Source organism: Bacteroides sp. 3_1_23, assembly GCF_000162555.1.
Taxonomy (GTDB): domain Bacteria; phylum Bacteroidota; class Bacteroidia; order Bacteroidales; family Bacteroidaceae; genus Bacteroides; species Bacteroides ovatus.
This window is the reverse complement of sequence record NZ_GG774949.1, coordinates 587,325-607,090: the sequence shown is the minus strand read 5'-3', so window position 1 is coordinate 607,090 and position 19,766 is coordinate 587,325. Positions and strand designations below refer to the sequence as shown.

10 protein-coding genes and 1 pseudogene are annotated in these 19,766 nt (G+C 44.6%); 4 read left to right on the top strand and 7 right to left on the bottom strand.

The window, feature by feature from the left end; genetic code table 11:
* The 3 genes from HMPREF9010_RS21810 (at position 1) to cysK (ending at position 3,245) form a co-directional block, all read left to right on the top strand.
* Entirely contained in the window at positions 1-990 is a 990-nt protein-coding gene (locus HMPREF9010_RS21810; protein ID WP_008646762.1) for an alpha/beta hydrolase, read from the top strand.
* Positions 991-996: 6 nt separating this feature from the next.
* Positions 997-1,905: a hypothetical protein gene (locus HMPREF9010_RS21815; RefSeq protein WP_008646760.1), complete on the top strand. Its 909-nt coding sequence runs from the start codon at positions 997-999 to the stop codon at positions 1,903-1,905.
* Positions 1,906-2,297: 392 nt separating this feature from the next.
* Complete coding sequence (gene cysK, locus HMPREF9010_RS21820) at positions 2,298-3,245, top strand: cysteine synthase A (protein ID WP_008646758.1); 948 nt, start codon at positions 2,298-2,300, stop codon at positions 3,243-3,245.
* A 283-nt stretch (positions 3,246-3,528) separates the two neighbouring features.
* On the opposite strand, the gene HMPREF9010_RS21825 is transcribed toward cysK, so the two are convergent.
* The 7 genes and pseudogenes from HMPREF9010_RS21825 to HMPREF9010_RS26730 all read right to left on the bottom strand — a co-directional run.
* On the bottom strand, positions 3,529-5,823 hold the full coding sequence (locus HMPREF9010_RS21825) for a glycoside hydrolase family 3 N-terminal domain-containing protein (protein WP_008646752.1): 2,295 nt from the start codon (positions 5,821-5,823) through the stop codon (positions 3,529-3,531).
* 45 nt (positions 5,824-5,868) lie between these two features.
* Positions 5,869-7,131, bottom strand: a complete 1,263-nt coding sequence (locus tag HMPREF9010_RS21830; RefSeq protein WP_008646750.1) for a hypothetical protein — start codon at positions 7,129-7,131, stop codon at positions 5,869-5,871.
* Positions 7,132-7,151: 20 nt separating this feature from the next.
* Complete coding sequence (locus HMPREF9010_RS21835; protein WP_008646748.1) at positions 7,152-8,828, bottom strand: SusD/RagB family nutrient-binding outer membrane lipoprotein; 1,677 nt, start codon at positions 8,826-8,828, stop codon at positions 7,152-7,154.
* A gap of 11 nt (positions 8,829-8,839) precedes the next feature.
* Positions 8,840-12,028, bottom strand: coding sequence for a SusC/RagA family TonB-linked outer membrane protein (locus tag HMPREF9010_RS21840; RefSeq protein WP_008646747.1), 3,189 nt, complete (start codon positions 12,026-12,028; stop codon positions 8,840-8,842).
* Between the two features lie 20 nt (positions 12,029-12,048).
* The gene (locus HMPREF9010_RS21845) at positions 12,049-12,864 is read right to left on the bottom strand and encodes a family 16 glycosylhydrolase (RefSeq protein ID WP_008646746.1); all 816 of its coding nucleotides are present in this window, start codon (positions 12,862-12,864) and stop codon (positions 12,049-12,051) included.
* A gap of 421 nt (positions 12,865-13,285) precedes the next feature.
* Entirely contained in the window at positions 13,286-17,257 is a 3,972-nt protein-coding gene (locus HMPREF9010_RS21850) for a hybrid sensor histidine kinase/response regulator transcription factor (protein WP_008646745.1), read from the bottom strand.
* Between the two features lie 96 nt (positions 17,258-17,353).
* Positions 17,354-17,539: pseudogene (locus HMPREF9010_RS26730) on the bottom strand (helix-turn-helix transcriptional regulator); the annotation flags it as partial.
* 331 nt (positions 17,540-17,870) lie between these two features.
* Here HMPREF9010_RS26730 and HMPREF9010_RS21855 point away from each other — a divergent pair.
* On the top strand, positions 17,871-19,595 hold the full coding sequence (locus HMPREF9010_RS21855; RefSeq protein ID WP_008646743.1) for a hypothetical protein: 1,725 nt from the start codon (positions 17,871-17,873) through the stop codon (positions 19,593-19,595).
* Positions 19,596-19,766: the final 171 nt, after the last annotated feature.

The following is a 19,766-nucleotide window of genomic DNA, read 5'->3' as shown; positions in this document are numbered from 1 at the left end:
ATGAAACTGAAACTGATTTTTTGTTTTTGTATGCTGCCGCTTCTCTGCCTTGCGCAGGAATCTCAACCACAGCAGTTCTCCAACCGCTATGGCATGAAGATGACGCGGAACGACGACGGTTCTTATGCCTTGTTGTATGCAAAGAAATATGCGAAGTTTATTGATGTGAATACCATTCCCGACGTGATGGTTCCCTACACCTATCAGGCAGACCGCTTGAAAAGTAAGGATTACAAAGGAGTCACTGCCAAGGACATTGTTTACAAGAAACATAAGGATTATGAACTGACACTCACAATAGACTTTGCAGAGACAGATAAACCTGCTCCTTTTGTGGTTTACATCCACGGTGGCGGATGGGCGCGGGGCAATAACGGTTCGTCGAGGTCTTTATCCCAGTATTTGGCGAAACAGAGAGGTATAACAGGTGTTCGTGTCTCCTACACATTGGCACCTCAATCCGATGCAACGGTGAAAGTCTCTATTCAGGATATTCTGGACGCAGTGAAGTATGTACAGGAACATGCCGCAGAACTGAACATTGCCCCTGACTGTTTCGGCTTCCTGGGAACTTCTGCCGGCGCGCACTTGGCAGCAGTAGCTGCGATGACTGTCCCCGGTACAAAGGCTTTCGTAGGCTATTCGGGTATTTATGACCTGGAAAAAGCTGCCATCACTATGAAAACGAAAGACCCCCAGCGTATCGTATACTTCTGTGACCGGAATCCGAAAGTGCTTCATGAAGCCTCTCCCATAAATTTGATTCCAAAGAAGAACGTTCCTGCTTCCATGTTGGTATGTGGCACGTGTGATGTTACGGTAGAGTGTGAACAGAGCGAAATGTTCGCATCGGCTTTAAAGAAAAGAGGCGGAGTATGTGACTTGTTGAAGTATGAATACTATGACCATAACGTAAGTTCGAAGACTTCGGACAAGATGGAAGAGATCTTCTTCAAGTCGGTAGACTTCCTGACCAACTATATTAAATAAATCCAAATGAGAAAAGGAATTTTACTCTTAGTCCTTTTTGCCTTTATCGCCTGCTCCAACAGTTTGCCGGAAGTGATAGATGAGAAAGAACAGCCGAAACCGGAGCAATCAAAGCCGGAAGAATCGGTGAACGGCACGTTAATCGCTGACGGTAATAGTGCAAAAACGTATGACTTGATTAAGCGTTCGGGCTATAACCACGAAGCGCCCGACTCCTCGCGCGAACATAAGACAGAGCACTTCCAACATATTCAGCAGGTGCATGACAACCAGCTAAATAAGTACGTATTTGCTTTCTTTATTCATGCCGAGATAGATGATGACCGCGGACTGACAAACATCACCGACCGCCAGCGTAATGAGATAAAGACGGATAATAAATCTCCGAAAAGCCTTGTCGGACAAAAGGGAGAGACTATGGTGTTTCGCTGGAAATTCTGTTTGCCGGCAGGATTCCAGACGACAACCAAATTCTCCCATCTCCACCAGTTGAAGGGCATTGATAACTCATCGGGCACGGCAGACGTCGGTTCTCCACTCATTACCCTGACTGCTTATTCCAACAGCGGCAGCAAAGGCGGTCAACAACTGCGTGTACGTTATGACAAACGTGGCGGAAGCACTACTACCCTTGCCAGTACAGACCTTGCCGGCTTCCTTGGCAACTGGGTAGAAGTAGAAGAAAAAGCCTGTTTCGGTGAGAACGGTTCGTATGAAGTAACTATCACACGCATAAAAGACGGAAAAGTACTCTTAAAGTTCGGTCCTGAAAAAATGGATATGTGGCGCACGGACTGTATGGGGCTTCGTCCCAAATGGGGTATCTACCGCTATCTGGGTGAAGACCGGAGCTGGCAAGACCAGTTGCGTGACGAAGAAATCCGTTTTGCCGATTTCTCCATCAAGAAGCTTTAGAGAGGGATTTTAAAGAAAACCTTGGAAAAGGACAGACGGTTAGTTTTGTCTATTATGGTGGTCTCCTGTCCGAGATATACTTTCGGGTATGTTTTCGGGTGGGAGATTGTCGTTTTAAGAGGTGGTATATTACAATCGGTTCATTTCATAAGTTATGATTGATAAATGGAATAAATAGGATGGTTTTATTAAGTATAAGTAACTACTTAACTTACAAAACAGATATCTTTCCTTATTTTATTAAGAATGATTAATGAGAATATTTTTGAATAATAAAGGATGTACTCAGACAGATATGGTATGAAATTACCACATCTGTGGTATTTTCCCTGAACAGAATCCGCACTATCTTTGTCATATATTAAAACAAGAGAAATTTAAAACATATATATATGGAAAAGATAGCAAGAAAATTGACGGATTTGGTAGGTAACACTCCGTTATTGGAACTTAGTAACTATAATACAAGTAACGACCTGAAAGCTCGTCTGATTGTAAAGATTGAATCTTTCAATCCGGCAGGAAGCGTGAAGGACCGCATAGCATTGGCTATGATTGAGGATGCAGAAACGAAAGGAATTTTGCATTCCGGAGCAACTATCATTGAACCGACCAGCGGGAATACCGGTGTGGGATTGGCTTTTGTTTCGGCAGCTAAAGGCTATAAACTGATTCTGACGATGCCCGATACCATGAGCATCGAACGGCGTAATCTTCTGAAAGCTTTGGGTGCGGAATTAGTGTTGACCCCTGGTGCCGATGGTATGAAAGGAGCTATTGCCAAGGCTGAAGAACTGAAGGCTGTCACTCCGGGAGCTGTCATTTTGCAACAATTTGAGAATCCTGCTAACCCCGCCATGCATTTACGAACTACTGGTCTGGAAATATGGAGAGATACCGAGGGGAAAGTCGATATCTTTGTAGCCGGAGTAGGTACTGGCGGGACAGTTAGTGGTGTAGGTGAGGCTCTGAAGATGCGTGATCCGAGTATAAAGATTGTGGCGGTAGAACCTTCTGATTCTCCGGTACTATCGGGAGGTAAACCAGGGCCGCATAAGATTCAGGGAATCGGTGCAGGGTTTGTTCCTAAAACGTACAAGGCTTCTATCGTAGATGAGATTATTCAGGTGCAGAATGACGATGCCATTCGTACGAGTCGTGAATTAGCCAAACAGGAAGGTTTGTTGGTAGGCATATCTTCAGGCGCAGCCGTATATGCTGCTACGGAACTGGCGAAGCGACCGGAAAATGCCGGGAAAATGATTGTTGCATTATTACCTGATACAGGCGAACGTTATTTATCTACCATTTTGTATGCTTTTGAGGAATATCCTTTGTAATAATACCTTTTTCCTTCAGATAAAAACAACCGCCCCTTTGGACTCAAACGATTGTCTTTTTATTGTAGACATACGCTCGTTTGGATCAAGAGGAGCGGTTGTTTAAATTTGGTTGAACAGCCGTTTGAGGCTGTTCAGCCGGATAGATGATAATTTGAGTTCACCACCGAAATAACGCAGTGTCTCATGGAGTTATTGTCGGGAGTGTATACATTAACAATGTACATTTACTTATAAACACCTGCTTATAAATATTTACCTATAAATATCTACTTATAAATGCCTATTTGTAAGTAATAGTCACTACTTGATTTCCGCATTGCATACGGAAATCCCCTTGTTCCAGTACCCATTGCCCGTCGGAATTGACAAAAGCCAAGTCGCTTCCTTTGATGGATAGAGTGACAGTTTGGGTTTCGCCCGGTTGCAGTTCCACCTTTTTAAAGGCTCGTAACCGGCGGTTCTCGGGAGTAAGCGAAGCCACAAGATCACTGCTGAATAGCATGACAACTTCTTTTCCGGCATATTTACCGGTATTGGTTACGTCTATGGAAAAGTGCAAATCATCTCCTGCGGTAAACGAAGATTTGTCCGTTTGGAAGTTGCTGTATTCGAAAGTGGTGTAGCTCAATCCGTATCCGAAAGGCCATTGAACGGAGACTACCGCATTGTAGTCGTAAGCTCCTTCCATTTTGTCCATCTCTTCACTCACCCGATAATCGTAGGTAGTCAGTGCTGCTTCGTGTCGCGGATATGTGTAAGGCATCTTGGCACTGGGGTTCACGTCTCCTGCCAGAATGTTCGCTAATGCATCGCCACCATAGTTTCCGGGTAATAGAATGTCAATAACAGCATCAGCCAATGGCTCCAGGTCGTTGATAATGCGGGGACGACCCTCATTGAGTATCAGGATGATCGGTTTTCCCGTAGCGGCAAGTGCTTTTACCAGTTTGCTTTGGTTGGCAGAGATGGCAAGCTCGGAAAGATTGCCGGGTGTTTCGCAATACGAATTTTCACCGATGCAGGCGATAATAATATCCACGTTGCGGGCAGCGGCCACAGCTTTCTCAATTTCCGGTTCATTTTCTTCCATGTAAGCACCTTCGGGTTTGTAGGTTACGCCTTGTTCCAGACGGACATTACCGGCTCCGAATTTGTTGCAGATTGCTTCGTAAATGGTGTTATATTTGTCGGCAAATCTGTCGGTCAGATGTCCTTGCCACGAATAGCTCCAACCACCGTTCAAGCAACGCATAGAGTTGGCGTTCGGACCGGTTACCAGTAGCTTTTTCCCTTGAGGAAGCGGAAGAATATTATCTTTATTTTTTAGCAATACTTCCGATTCTTCAGCTGCATGAAGTGCGATAAGTGCATGCTCCTTGCTGCCGAAGAGAGGATAATCTTTCAATAAAGTGTTCGGATGAGCGAACAGCCCCAGACGGAATTTAAGTCTAAGCACCCGGCGGACGGCATCGTCAATACGGCTCATGGGTATTCTTTTCTCTTGCACTAACTCTTTTAGCAGTGTACAATAATTGAGATCATACGGTTCCATAGCCATGTCTATACCTGCATTGATTGCCATTTCGATGGCTTCTTTCTTGTTTGCCGCCACATGTTCGCGGGTATAAAGATTGTTGATGTCCGCCCAGTCGGTGATTAACATTCCGTCCCATCCCAAGTCTTCTTTCAGCCATTGTGTAAGGAGTTCGCGGTCGGCGTGCACAGGCTTTCCGTTGATGGAACCACTGTTGACCATTATAGTCAGCGCACCTGCTTCCACACAAGCCTTGAACGGTGCAAAGTGTTTCTCACGCAGTTCGGAAACCGATATATAAGCCGGTGTACGGTCTTTGCCGGTGCGTGGCATGCAGTATCCCATGTAATGTTTCACGGAGGTGGCGATTCGGTCGGCGGGAATATGGTTTGGATCATCTCCTTGGAAGCCTCGGACAGCAGTGCTGCCCATAATGGCATTGACTAAACAGTCTTCTCCATAATTTTCCCATACACGCGGCCAACGGGGATCACGTGCCATATCGACGGTGGGAGAGTATGTCCAGGGACAATTGCCAGCCCTTGTTTCATAAGCCGTTACACGTGCCGCTTCGTAGGTCAAATCCGGATTGAAGGCAGCACCCATATTGATATTTTGAGGAAAGAGCGTGCCGCCCAATGTATAGGTAGTACCATGATTCTGATCCAGACCGTAGATACATGGAATACCAATCTCCTTCATCGACAGTTCTTGTATTCGATCGATAATCTCGTTCCACTTTTCAGGGCTTTGTGCTACCGGGCCGGGAGCATTGAGAAACGAACCTACCTTGTATTCAGCAATCGCTTTGTGGAGTTTTGCCTCGTCCAATTGGAATTCTCCATTTATCGTCTCTCCTAATACATCAATAGCAAGCTCGGTCATCTGCCCAATCTTGGCATCGAGGTCCATCTCTGATAGAAGCTTTTCCACTTGTTGTTCTATTTTAGCGTCTTCAGGAATGGCAGTGGGAACTGCCTGTTTGGAACAGGCAGTCATTGCGACAGATGCGGTCATTAATATAATATTTCTGAGTTTCATTATGATTTGTTTTTAAGTAGTATTATTTATTCAATCTGGTATTCATTACTTTATGGTTACCAGGTCTACATAATAGCCATGTCCTACACATAAGAATCCGGCTTCATCTTGAATCTTATTCAAGATGTCTTGTGTCAGTATTAGTGTGTATTCACCGTTTTCCGTAAATTCTATCTTATCTGTCAGGTCAGTCCACCAGCCTGTGGCAAGTTTCATCTGATGATATTCGGCGGTTGGTTCTATGGAGTAGACTACTTTCAATATCGACCCGGCTGTGATACCGGCAAACACATCCATTGGAATCAAACCAAAAGTTTTGTTGGGATCACCGTCCGGCTTATCCCACGAAACGTAATGGTGTCCTGACCAAAGCGTTATTTCGGTAGATACGGTCACAGTCTGTTCGGTAGTTGTAGCATTGTCGTTCAAGAACTGCACAGCCTCTCCGCTACGGGTTTTGCCTGTCAGCGTATAGCTTCCATCAGACAAATCCGGACAAGTCAGCGTAATCTCTGTAGAGGATTGGTTGCTGAATTGAGATACCGTCTGCCCGCCGATGGTTAGAGAAGCGATGTTTTCGAGATTGATGCCGGAAATGGTCCAATCCACGTTGGCAGTAGCCCGGTTAGCTCCCGCAATGATAAGGGAAGCATTGGTTACTTTCACCATGTCGGCTCCATATTCATTGCCGTCAGCATCTTGCAAAACGATGCGGTAATTGCCTTCGTTTACGCCTGTCGGGACGGTGTATTCCAGATAGTCCCCGTCTGCCGATTCAACATAAGTGGGAGCGGTAATCGTGCTTCCTCCCAAGAGGATGGCCGTTACCTTCTGTAGATTACTGCCATATAAACGGGCAGTCTTGCCGGGAGATACCATTCTCTCAAAGGCTACTTCTTTAGATTGAGGGTCATCAGCCAATGGGTTGACCACCACTAATCCTTCACGGGAAGTCTTCTTCCCTTTCACAGTTTCCACTTCTATTTTCAAATTATACGTACCGGCTTTCAGACTACGGTTGATTGCCTTGTCGGAGTCGGTACCCGATTCTACTTCCTGCCCGTCAATGAACCAGGTTACTGTGGTGTAATCTTTCGGAGTCACGGTCAGCGCGATGGATAAGTTCGCATCCCGGCTGATGTTGGCGAATGTAGCCAATTGGCCGTTCGTCCTGTCGGGGAACACTGGGGCAAGGATATGCGGATCATCATTTTCTGTCACCGTAGCGAACGGTTCTTCCTCGGTGCATGCAGTAAATGTGGAGCCTACAGCGAGTAGGGCAAATAGTGCAATATATATCTTTTTCATAATGGATGATTGTTTAATAGTTAGTTTTCAGTATCCCACCACAGAAGGCAGTGCCAATTATCTGTTCCTCCCATGCGTTCGATGGCTTCATGGTAGTTTTCCTTATTATAGGAAGATTCCAATACAGGGTAACAGAGACGTACCGGAATTTCCGTTCCACCGGTGAGGTATTGTCCGAACCCATATTCTGCCGGTGATTTCAACTTCGGATAACCGGAACGACGCACGTTTGCCCAACATTCGGCAGGATTGGTAAAGTGAAGAATCCAAGCCTGTGTATTGATGGCTTCGAGTTTCTGATTGTCCGTATGTCCGAATGCCCCTTTATCTTGAATGAATGCATCGAACTCTGCATCAGTAGTAGCCGTGCAACCGTAGTTGTCTGTCAGGAAATCCATAGCCGCACGCACTCCTTGCTTATAAAGAGCCTCTGCCGAAACACTGCCGACGTTCCAACCTTTCACGGTAGCTTCCGCCATCAGGAACTTCACTTCTGCAGAGGTCATCACCACGCCCGGATTGTCGCTTTTTAGGAAATTATTGGCAAGTTTGGGTTCCACTTCACGAGCCATAGTGACCGTAACGGAAGGATTGTTAACGGCTAATTCCTTACAAATATCGCTGTCGTATCCTGTTGGCCATGGTTCCCACGAGTAGGCACCCGGGTCGCGCGGACTGAAAGCAATCCCTTTTTCAATCATCTCCTGGGTGATGTCGACACGATTGTCGGGACTGGTGGCACTCATCAAGCCGTCATAATAACAACGGGAAATTTTGAATGTACGGGGATCACCGGAATTGTATAACTGATTAAAGAAAGTGGAACAGAGGTAACTTGGATTATTGGCGGGGTCGTTGCCGAACAATAACTGCGACAATGAATTTCCGCGATAATCAGAGTACGCTTCTTGTCCGAAACTAAATGCGATTGTCATGTATTTGATGAGCGCATCGCTTGAGGCGTCCGTTATTACACCCCCATTGGCAGCCAAAGCATTTTCAAATTCCGTTTGCGCCTTTGTAGGATTGACATTGGAGATTCGCATGGCAAAACGAAGGCGAAGCGAGTTTGCCAGTTGTTGCCATTTAGTTACGTCACCGGCATAGATGAGGTCACCTGTCACTTTATCTTTGGTCGGATCGATTTTGTTGACGGCATCTTCCAGCTCCAGAAAGAAAGCGTTGTAAATATCTTCCTGTTTGTCATACTTCGGATTGAACTTTCCTTCGAGGAATCCCAGGCCGGCTTCACTGAAAGGAGCGTCTCCGTAAGTGTCGGTGATGATAGACATAAGATAAACCCGATAAATGCGGAGCACAGAGTTGATGTTCACTTTCTCTGCATCTTCGGCTGTGCGATATTGAGCATCGATGATATTCTTCAGGGATTGAGTGTAGAACGATGTCCAGATACGGCTCATTTCATTATTGTCTAGCGTATGGCGACCGCCGTAGTTGGTGGTGTTCCAGCATCCCATCAGTTGTTGGGTGAATGCATAATGGTAGTTACGGTAGATTTCCATCATACTAAGGTCTCCGTACGTTTGCAGTTGGGCAGTGGTGAGCTGCGCATTCGGGTCGATGGTAGCGGCCTTGGAAGGGTCGGTATTCATGTTTTCCATGTATTCATCGCTGCAAGAAGCGAAAAACAGGGCACATGCCATCGTGATGATTGTGATGTATTTAGATTGTCTCATGGTATATCTTTTTAGAATTTCACATTTACATTAAAACCATAGCTTCTGCGTGAAGGCAACGAACCGTATTCAAGTCCCATACCGGTGGTATTGTTGTAGTTGGAATCCGGGTCGATATTCGGGATATTCTTCCATACGATGAACGGATTGCGGGCAACGAACGAAACGGTCAGTCCGCTTACTACATTCTTCAGCCAGGATTTGGGCACATTGTAACTCAACGTCAGCTCACGGCATTTCACGTATGAGTTGTCGTAAATAAACATAGAAGGCGCATTACGGCAAACGCTCATCCAGTAGTCTTCCGGATTGATGTAGATGTCGTTGGGGCGATACGTTCCGTCACCGTTGTCGATGACACCCGGAGCCACGAATCCGCCTGTCGGCTTCCAGTTGTCGGCTCCTTTTGCAATGCCGGCTGCCAATCTTTCTTCTTCCGAGCGATACCAGGCGTCGCGGCCTGCCAATGTTTCCGGACTTTTACCCGATTCGTAAGCAGCACGGGCAGACATGGAATAGAGGTCGGCGCCTACTTTCACATCGAATACCGCTATCAGCGAAAGATTTTTGTAGGTAAAGTTGGTGAGTAATCCACCTGTCCAGTCCCAAGAGGCATTACCCAATACGTGGTTGCTCTTGTCATATTGCGGCAGACCGGTTTGCGGGTCAATCAGAATATCTCCCTTTTCGTTTCGTTGGAAGTCCGGGCCTACAATAGAACCAAAGTTCTCGCCTACCTTAGCGGCTACCTGAACGTCGAGCCAAGACGCCTTTTCCAGTTCAAACATATCTGATTCGCCATCCAGTTCTTTTACTTTGTTGCTGTTTTTGGAGAAGTTCAGATTAATGTCCCAGGAAAAATCGCGTGTTTGAATCGGTCGTGTGCTAAGGGCAATCTCAATACCTTTGTTTTCTATCTTGCCGGCATTAATCAAGCGATAGTTATAACCGGTTGTCCAGGAACTTGCCATTCCCATAATCTGGTTTTTACTGATTTGAGAATAGTAGGTGAAATCCAGTCCGATACGGTTCTTCAGGAATTTCAATTCCAATCCCATTTCCACGGAGTTTGTTTTGGTTGGTTTCAAGTCTTTGTTGGGGATGGTTCCGTTATCGATATATCCGATGGTATATCCGGGATAAGCATATTTGGATTTCGTATAGACGAGTCCCAATTGGTAAGGATCGGTATCGCTACCTACTTGCGCCCATGACATACGCACCTTTCCGTAAGGCAGGAGGTCGCCCAGTTTTGTCAGCTCGGAGAATACAAAGCTACCGGAGAAAGAAGGATACACATACATGTTGTTGCCAGTAGGTAGGGTAGACGATTGGTCGCCACGCAACGTAGCATCGAGGTAAAGCATGTGTTTCCATCCCACGTTCACTGCTCCGTAAACCGAATTAATCTGCTTGCGGTAACTGCCGGGCACTACACTGATCTCGTTGAAGCTCGTCAATGAAGGGACATCGCGTATCTTCATGTCTTGGGCGGTGGTAACGGTGGTCTGGTTGTTCACCTTATATACATTACCGCCTAACGTAGCGTTGAAATCGAAATCACCCCAATGGTTGTTGTAGAGAGCCAACACTTCAAAGTTGTACATGCGGTTGCGGAAAGCGCTGTTTTGAAGTCTTCCGGCTTCGAATCCGGGAGTGGTAGGTGCTTTATAATCATCGAACGTGAACCAGTTGAGTTCGGCGCCCAATGTTGCTTGAAGTTTCAGATGTGGGTCGATGTTCCATACGGCCTTGCCGTTCATGCGGAACAAGTCTTTCTTGGATTTATTGAAGTTCTTATAGATATCCCAGTACGGATTTACGTTGTAGGGGTCCATGCCGTTCCAGTTGGAATATTCGCCGTCGGCAGTCTGATAGGTTTGCAACCATTCCTGATCGTAGGTGGTGGCAAGGGTCATCAGGTTTTTACCGATATTGGACTTGCTGTCGCCCAGTGCCGGACGGTTCTTCACGTCTTCCCGTGTATAGTTGACGCTGAAATCCAGGTCTACCTTTCCTGCAGACGTATTGGCGCGCAGGTTGAAAATGTCACGGCTCATGTGCGTTTGGGGAACAATGTCTTTATTGCGCATATCCGTATAGGTAAAGCGAATTCCGGTTTTTCCGCTGTTCACACCTATGATGGCGGAGTTGGTGGCGGTGATACCTGTGCGGAAGAAGTTGGACGTATTGTCGGGGACAATGAGGAAAGGGCGTTCTACGCCGTCGAAATACTTCAGCATGTTTGAACCGTCCGCTTTGGGGCCCCAACTTTTGTTTGTGTTGGATATGGCATCATAGCTATAAGTACCGTTGCTTCCCATACCGTATATCTGTTGCACTTCGTCCCATTTGGCAAGTTGGGTATCGAAAGTCAGCGTTCCGTTATATTCCACGCTGACTTTATCCTTGTTGGCTCGCTTGGTTGTAATCAAGATAACACCGTGGCTGGCACGGCTACCATAAAGTGCGGACGCTGCAGGACCTTTCAATACCGACATGTTTTCCACGTCATCGGCATTGATGCTCGAAATACCGTCGCCCAAGTCGAAGCCTCCGTTTGTGCCGGCACTGCCGAAATTGGTATTGTCCAAAGGTACACCGTCCACTACATAAAGAGGCTGGTTGTTGCCGGTCATTTCGGTACTGCCTCGCAGAATAACGCGCGTAGAACCGGAAGGACCACCGGCGGTCTGGCTGACTACTAAGCCCGGCACACGTCCTGCCATGGAGTTGATGAGATTCGTCTCTTTCGCTTTGGTCAAGGCTTCACCTTTCACTTCATCAATGCCGTAGCCCAACGCTTTGCGCTCTCTCTTGATGCCAAGGGCGGTGACTACCACTTCATCCAATGCTTTGGCGTCCTCTTTCAAGGTGATGTTCAAAGGACCTCTTCCCGCTTTTACTTCTTCGGATTTATAACCCACGTAGCTGACAACGAGCGTAGCTCCCGCTTTTACATTCAAATTGAAATTTCCATCCAGATCGGTAATCGTTCCGTTGGCAGTTCCTTTCTCCACTACGGAAGCCCCAATGATGGGACCTGTGGCATCGCTCACTTTTCCGGTTACCTTGTTGCTTTGTTGTTGAATAGCTTGGGAACTTGGTTCCGTTGCTGCATACACTTGCTGGAAACTTCCCGCCATCCAAAGGGCGAGTGTTCCGCAAAACAGTAGATACTTACATTTTTCCATATTCATAGCATGTATATTTAAGATTCCTATAATATTTTCACCCAGTCGATGTACATCTTCACTTTCTGACCGTCTTTCAGGCCCATCAGTTTATTAATGTCGGTAATTCCTGTAAACGCACCTCCCACGGCGAGGTTGAACAGGATGTAGAAGTTGTCATGAAAGTATGTGTTCGAGCTAATGTCGAACGTATGAAACTTGACGTTGTCGATGGATATTGTCAGGTTGTTTTCATCCCAATCCAGAGAGTAGGTGTGATAATTGCCGTCTTGCAGGCTGTTGGCAACATTGGCTTTGTAGTATTGCTGTTCGTGAGCCGCTGCGCTGGGGCCATAGTGAATGGCGGTGTTCACTTGTTTTTCCGAATCGCCCGCAGCCATTCCGCTCTGTTCTCCCATTTCCATAATGTCGATCTCCCCGCATGCCGGCCATTCTTTGTCGTTGTCTCCCATCATCCAGAAAGCAGGCCACAGTCCGCCGTTAGTCTTGGGAAGCTTGATACTTGCTTCTATCTTGCGATATTTGAAACTCTTTTTCCCTTTTGAATTGATCCTGCCGGAGTAGATTTTATTCCCTTTGCGTTCGGCGGTAAGAATCAGAACCGATTTATCCCCGTCTTTTCCTATCGATACATGGGCGGCATCGTATGCCTGTAGTTCTTGATTGGTCCAACCGGGTTCATGAGTCTCTTTCGTCCATACTTTTTCGTCGAAAAAGTTGAAATCGTCTTTAAAAAGAATGTTTTGTGGAATTTCCTCCGGTTCCGTTTCAACAGCATCCGACGAGCAGGACTGTTGCGCGAAGCAGACGGATAAAAATAGGAATAGTGCTACTTTTTTCATCGTTTTAGCATTTTAAAGGTTAAACATAATATGTGCTTTATGCTTGTAAAGCTTGGTGCAAAGATGCTAATATCAGGCTGAAACGATGGTCAGATTGCTGACATATTAGGTTTGATTGCTGACAAATCTGCTGATTTTTATCGAACTGACGTTATCTTACCCATTCTTTTTCGAAGATTGTTGCTATACAAGAATGAGGTAAACTCATACAATTATAATTCAAAAAAACTTCCGTACACATTCTCAAGTATACTTATCCCTATGAGAAAAAATACTCATAGGTATGAGAAAAAATACTCATTACAATGAGAACTTTTTCTCATTACAGTGAGAATATACCCTTGTTAGAATAGGCTGAAACAGTGCATTACTGTACCGGAAACGAGTTAATTTTAATTCAAAACCGAACATGAATGGTTGTCTACTTCCCACTATATTTACTCGGCTGCATCCCGAATTGTTTCTTGAACAATGAACTGAAATACTTCGTGTTGACAAATCCGGTTTCGGCGGCGACATCGGTTACGCTTTTACCTTCTTTCAGCAGTTCGGCAGCTTTTTGTAGCCGGATGATACGAATAAACTCTTGCGGCCCTTTTCCCGTCAGTGATTTAAGGCGACTGTAGAATAGTGTTCGGCTCATTGCCATTTCATGGCATAAGAGATTGATGTTGAAATCGGGTTCATCCAAATGTTCAAGAACAAACCGGGTAGCTTGCATGATAAACCGGCGGTCGCCCTCGGCCATTGTTTCGCTTGCTGTCGTTACGTTTTTGTTGTCGATACTTTCATTGTTTTCATTGCTTTCATTGTCGTCACGTTTGCCGCCCGCCTCTACTTGAGCGATGGCTTGCCGCATGAAAAACTGCCGTTGCCTGTTTCGATTGTCAATCAATCCTTGTACTTTCAATTTCAGTATCTCTGTACTAAATGGTTTGGGGATATAATCATCCGCGCCTTTCTTCAATCCTTCCACTATTGCTTCGTGGTTAGCCTTTGCCGTCAGCAGAACGACGGGAATACCTGATGTGTCAGGATTTTCCTTTACCATTCTGCAAAGCTCGTCACCCCGTATGCCGGGCATCATGACGTCGGAGAGGATGATATCCGGATATTCATTGGCGAGACAGGCGATAGCTTCGTGTCCGTCGGCAACATCAATCACCCGATAGAGGTGTTCAAAGGTCTGGCGGAGGTAGTGACGGAGAGTTTCGTGGTCTTCTACAATGAGCAATGTATTCCGGTCGTCCGGATCTTTCATTTTATCCGTTTCGGGGCTGTTATTATCCGATGTGCCGGCAAGGTGTTCGAGGGATGATTCGTGCGACACGGGTTCGGTTACGGTGGTGGTTCGCGGCAATGTTACGATGAAAGTAGTTCCCTTGCCCTCCTCGGAACAGAAAGTGATTTTTCCATGCAGCATCTTTACAATGCGTTGCACCTGCAACAGTCCGAATCCGGTTCCTTCTTCCTGTGACTGCCGGGCATTTTCGGCTCTGTAAATATCGGAGAAGATATGCTTTTTCGCTTTCTTCGGTATGCCTATTCCGTTATCTTTCAACGAAAGGATGGCTTTGCGTTTCGTGGCTTTCAAATCCAGACTGATTTCTCCCTGGGGCATGGTGTATTTGCAGGCATTGGAAAGAAGATTGTCGAGTAACATCTCTATCAGGTGTTTGTCGGCCGAAACGAAAACGGATTCGTCGGGTTGGGTCAGATTCAGTGTCAACTGCTTCTTCTCGCAAAAAGACCGGAAGACGGAGACTTCTTTCAGCAAAACTTCATTCAGACAAAGCGGAACCGATGAAGAGGATGGTTTGTGGGCGTCTACCTTTTCAAATTCGAGCAATTGTGTGATGAGCGAATGGAGTTTCTGGGTACTTTCATGGGCCAGATTCAGGTAATAACGGGCTTTGTCTGAGAGATCCTGTTCCCGGTTCAAATCCTCCAGCGGCGCCATGATAAGCGTTACCGGCGTGCGAATGTCGTGCGCCGTGTCGATGAAGAAACGTATTTTGTCTTCGTCGTATTTCTTTTGGAGCTGGTTGCTCTTATAGCGCAGGATGAAATAGAAAACGAAGCCTATTATAAATAGGTAAATAGTCCAAGCCCACCACGAGTTCCACCATGGCTGGCTCACTTTCACTTCTAAGGTGCTTTCGGAGATAGTCTTTCCGTCGCTGCGCCGCAGGCTGCGCACCTTAAAAAGATAAGTGCCCGGCGATACCTTGGTGTAGGATGCCTTCCCCTCGGCAGATGGTTTGCTCCAGTCATTGTCATACCCTTCTAAAATATGCTGATAGACAATATCGCGCTGGAAACGATAGTTGATAGATTCAAAAGAAACGGTAAACGAGTTGTATTTATAGCCGAGCCGTACCGCACGGTCGGCAAGCATATCATGGATGGCAGGTTTCAACGATTCTTCTTCCTGGACGTTTTGATAATCAACCGTCAGCCCTGTGAAACGCAGGAGCGTCCAGTAGTCTACGGTTGAAATGTCGAGTGGCATGATAAAGACAGCGCCATCCGTGCTGCCATACACGAACTCGCCGTTCATCAACCGGGCAAATGAGGATTTGTTATATTCCTTGTCTATATTGCCCGCATAGTTGAGGTTCGACACGCGCAGGCTGTCTATCAAGGCAATTCCTTTTCCGGTGCTGACCCACAAGCGTTTCTTGTCGTCTCGCTGCAAACTATATATATCGTTGGACGGCAATCCCTCTTGAACAGTGAAAGTCTTTACCGTCCGGTTTTTCATATCATATAGATTCAATCCTCCCCCTTCGGTTCCCAGCCACACGGTTCCGTCGTCATTGAACAGCATAGAGATGATATAAGCACTGACATTCTGATTGTGAAATTCCTGGGAATTGGCATAGTGCTGTATATTCCCTGTATGTTTGTCCACCAGGAAAAAACCGTTGACCGTAGCCACCGCTACCCGGTTTCGGTCGATAGGTTCAATGGACTGTACCCAATTCACGTCGAAAGACCGTCTGCTGCCTTTTTCTTTTTCAAACATGATCAGGCATCCGTCCAGACCTCCTATCCATAAGTCTCCCTCCATGTCTTGTCTGACGGAGAAAATATAATTGGTGGTCAATTGCCCTTGTTGCTTGGTGAGATGGCGTAACACGCGTCCGTTGTTATCCAGTAGATACACTCCGTCTCCGTACGTTCCTACCCATACGTTCCCATTTCCGGATGTGCAAAGAGAAATGGTTACGATTTCTTTCAGCACGTGTTTCCAAGTGCCTGACAGGGTGTTTCGGATGCTGATTCCATCATCAGTAGCGAACCATTGGTTGCCATCCGGATTTTCTTCGATATCATTCACGTTGTTGCTGATGAGAGAATGGGTATTTCCCTTTTCGTGTGCTAATATCGAAATGGGATGTTTCAGCAGGATAGCCACGGATACACCTCCCGTATAACTACCTATCCAGATGTTGCCCTGGTCGTCTCTGGTTACGGCATATACGCCGTTTCCGCGCAGGTAAGTATCTGTGTCATCTTTGGTATTCATCAGTAAACGGGCTTTCTTGGTGTCCTTGTCTATCGCATACACACCGCCACCGTCCACGCCTATGAGTATGGTATGTACATCATAGTCTGTAATTGCCCGTATCGGATGAAGGAACGTGCTCCCTTGTCCCTCCAGCGCAAGCACTTTGGAAGTGTCGAGGTTCATCACAGACAAACCGCTGCCAAATGTGCCTATCCAGAGTTCTTTTTTCGGTTTGTCGCAGAACAATGTTTGTACATTCCACCCCTCCAGCAGCTGGCGTTTCTTACCCGGCAGGGCGTGTGACAGTTGCCAGACTCCGTTAGAAGTGCCCACAAAAAGCGACTCGCCGGCAAATGCGATGTCGTTGACATATTGTCCTTTCAGCACGGCAACTATACGATGGTCCGCTTCTTGCTTGTATAGTCCTTTATCCGCCCCCATCCACCAGGTTCCGTCACTATCCAAACAGAGTTTGTTCAAGATGACTTCTTCCTGAATCAATTGTCCCAGGTGGAGGACTTGTTCAAAATGATCCAGGATGGTGGAATATCGGTAGATTCGTCCGGTGTGGTCGTAGGCAAACAGTCCTTGTTGTGCGTCGTACAATAAGTAAAGTCTGCGTCCGGCAAGATCGCCATAATAGAAACTGCCCGGCAAATCATAGTTCTTTACCGTATGACCGTTGTATCTGTCTATTCCGGTTTTTGTAGCAATCCACATAGCACCGTCTCCATCCTCGACAATCGAAAAAACACGTTGACTACTAAGGCCTTCTGCATAGCCTACATGCCTGACATCGAACATCCGGTTGGTCAGTTCGGCTTTGACAGCCATGCTTATCATTAGTAGTAAGGTGATAACAAGATTAAAACGAACCATATTCTTTTAATTGTTGACATTACAAAGATAAAGTTTCTTTAGAAAATCCCAACAGAATAGGGGTGTGAAATTAGAAGGAATATTCAGTAAATCTTCCTATGTAAAGTCAATTAGAAAATCAACAAGATTAATATTTCCGGGAATGGCAAGTTTCTTTCTTATTCGATAGCGGGCTGTTTCTACCCCACGAATAGTAAGATTGGTGAACTGCGCAATATCTTTGGTCGATAGATTTAGCCGTAACAGTGCACAAAATCTCAACTCACTGGCTGTGAGACTGGGAACTTAAAAAAGTATCTTTTTAAAGATTTATATCCGATTTTTTATAAGGAATGATTGAAAAAATAGAGAGATAAAGTTTGTCGCTATTGGGCAAAATTGTATATTTGTCAGGTAACTATTATTTGATTATGATGTTATCTTCTTATAGTTTTTAATTAGTCTTGAAAACGTATAAGGATAAAGCTAATAATGAAGTTCATGTATTGAATATGTTAATTCTCGTAAGTGTTGATGATAGAGATATAATTGTGAAAAATGATTGGTGTTACATATTTAATATATTGAGATATAATGTATTTCTATAGAGTAAAACCTTTTAAATTTTATTATTATGAAACATGTATCTATTTTCTTCGTTATTTTATCTGTTTTTATTAATTATTCATGTACAGATGAAAGTCAAAACAATTTGTTGGATTTAGAAGTTAATGCATCGGCAATTACTAGATCATTGGCCCCTCCAAACTTTGAACAAGATTGGGAAAATCAAACATCGATTCAACTGACTGATAATAAGGTTGTTGATTTGCCTTGGGTTGAATATGCTCCTACAAGTATAATTTATGATATAAGGATGGACATAAAAAAAGAAGATGGATGGGTGTTCTTGAGTACTCCAAACAAAGATATTGGCAGTGATTATTTGATTTTTTATAATAAATATACCGGGATTTTAAAGGTGTTTTATTATAATCAGAATTCTTTCTTAAGTAATAATGCTGTTTGGGAATTTTTTGATGAAAGATTTTATGGCTATTTTAATCAGGGAACTACATTCACAGCGCCATTGGATCGGGCTTCTATTCAGCGTGTAGGTGTCAATTGTTTGAGCAATAACACCACCCTGGGCATTGACAGAGGTTGGAATTGTTTTCAGATACCGCTAACTTATACAGGAAAAACAGACGGGGGGATCAATGTTTATTCAAAAGTGTTAAATATCTCAGAACTAACTATTACAGGAAATTACAAAGACACAACAACAGGTACTATTATCGAAGATCATTATTCCTCATCTCCAAATCTTTTGCAAAAAGGTGCAAATACCATTGTAAAGGCGGGAGGAGATGCAGCTGAAAAATGGGTGAAAGGAGAGGCTGAAAAGGCTATCAATAATTCTTCATCTGGAATTTTAAAAAATGTAGGAAATGTAGTTGCTGGTGGACTGGCTGGATTAGCAAAGGGAGGAGTTTCAGGATTGATAGCTGGAGGATTGAACGCTCTCTTTGGATCATTTCTTGGTTCGAAGAAGGTTAATGAGCCCACTATACAAACGGTTGAATTATCTACCAATGGAACTATTGATTTAAAAGGACAGATGATTGGTAATAGCTCGATTCCGGTATTGCCTTTGACTGCTATAAAATATGATGAAGGATTTGGGGCCTGGAATTTAACATCTGCACCAATATTAAATATAACAGGAACTTATCATGAAATAACGGCTCGACCAGATATTGCTTCTGCATATAATTGCAAATATTCTGGGAAATATTATAGTTTATCGTTTCATCCAACATTTAATGTAGTTATTAATCCAGCCATAGCAGATGAAGTAACTTATAAAGTTAGTTCTAATGTTGTCGAATTTGAAGGAAGTGAATGGGATACTCAATTTAAGGATTATTATAATAGAACCCCTAATCCTTCTTATACAGGAGTTTATGTTTATATACCAAGTAAAAGGTCTGGATACGATTTTACTCCAACGGTTATTCAGGATGAGAAGAAAGGCACAAAGGTTAAGTTTGCATCTTATTACGAATATCCGATTGTTATAGGTGATCCTGATACTTATATTAATGGTTATTCTACATATGCAGGGACTTTCAAGTTATATTCTAATACTATATTCTCATATATGTCATCTTATAATCGTACTGAAGTCGATGCTTTTCCCCGCTCAATGTGCAATATGTGTTTAAATGGTAAACCTGTATTGTATGTAGCGAATCTTGGGGTTAATGTTACTGTTACTATGACTGTGAAGAGTACAGGGCAGGAAATAATATCTAGTAGAACATATATACCGGAGTATAATATAAAATTTAAATAAGAATTTTCTCTGAATATTGTATGTGATTCATTTCATTTGCAAATACTTTCTATAGGTATGTATAGAAGATTTGTGTTTTTTATTTGTTCTTGTTTTTTAGAGAAAGTGTAAAAAGCTTGTTGCATTATTAGTTTACTGTAGGGGCAACGTTAGTTGCCACTACAGTAATAT

What these genes read in the sequence shown, in the direction of transcription:
- HMPREF9010_RS21815 (WP_008646760.1), top strand. Translation starts at nt 997, where the DNA reads ATGAGAAAAGGAATTTTACTCTTAGTCCTTTTTGCCTTTATCGCCTGC.
- cysK (WP_008646758.1), top strand. Translation starts at nt 2,298, where the DNA reads ATGGAAAAGATAGCAAGAAAATTGACGGATTTGGTAGGTAACACTCCG.
- HMPREF9010_RS21850 (WP_008646745.1), bottom strand. Translation starts at nt 17,257, where the DNA reads ATGGTTCGTTTTAATCTTGTTATCACCTTACTACTAATGATAAGCATG.
- HMPREF9010_RS21825 (WP_008646752.1), bottom strand. Translation starts at nt 5,823, where the DNA reads ATGAAACTCAGAAATATTATATTAATGACCGCATCTGTCGCAATGACT.
- HMPREF9010_RS21835 (WP_008646748.1), bottom strand. Translation starts at nt 8,828, where the DNA reads ATGAGACAATCTAAATACATCACAATCATCACGATGGCATGTGCCCTG.
- HMPREF9010_RS21855 (WP_008646743.1), top strand. Translation starts at nt 17,871, where the DNA reads ATGAAACATGTATCTATTTTCTTCGTTATTTTATCTGTTTTTATTAAT.
- HMPREF9010_RS21845 (WP_008646746.1), bottom strand. Translation starts at nt 12,864, where the DNA reads ATGAAAAAAGTAGCACTATTCCTATTTTTATCCGTCTGCTTCGCGCAA.
- HMPREF9010_RS21830 (WP_008646750.1), bottom strand. Translation starts at nt 7,131, where the DNA reads ATGAAAAAGATATATATTGCACTATTTGCCCTACTCGCTGTAGGCTCC.
- HMPREF9010_RS21810 (WP_008646762.1), top strand. Translation starts at nt 1, where the DNA reads ATGAAACTGAAACTGATTTTTTGTTTTTGTATGCTGCCGCTTCTCTGC.
- HMPREF9010_RS21840 (WP_008646747.1), bottom strand. Translation starts at nt 12,028, where the DNA reads ATGAATATGGAAAAATGTAAGTATCTACTGTTTTGCGGAACACTCGCC.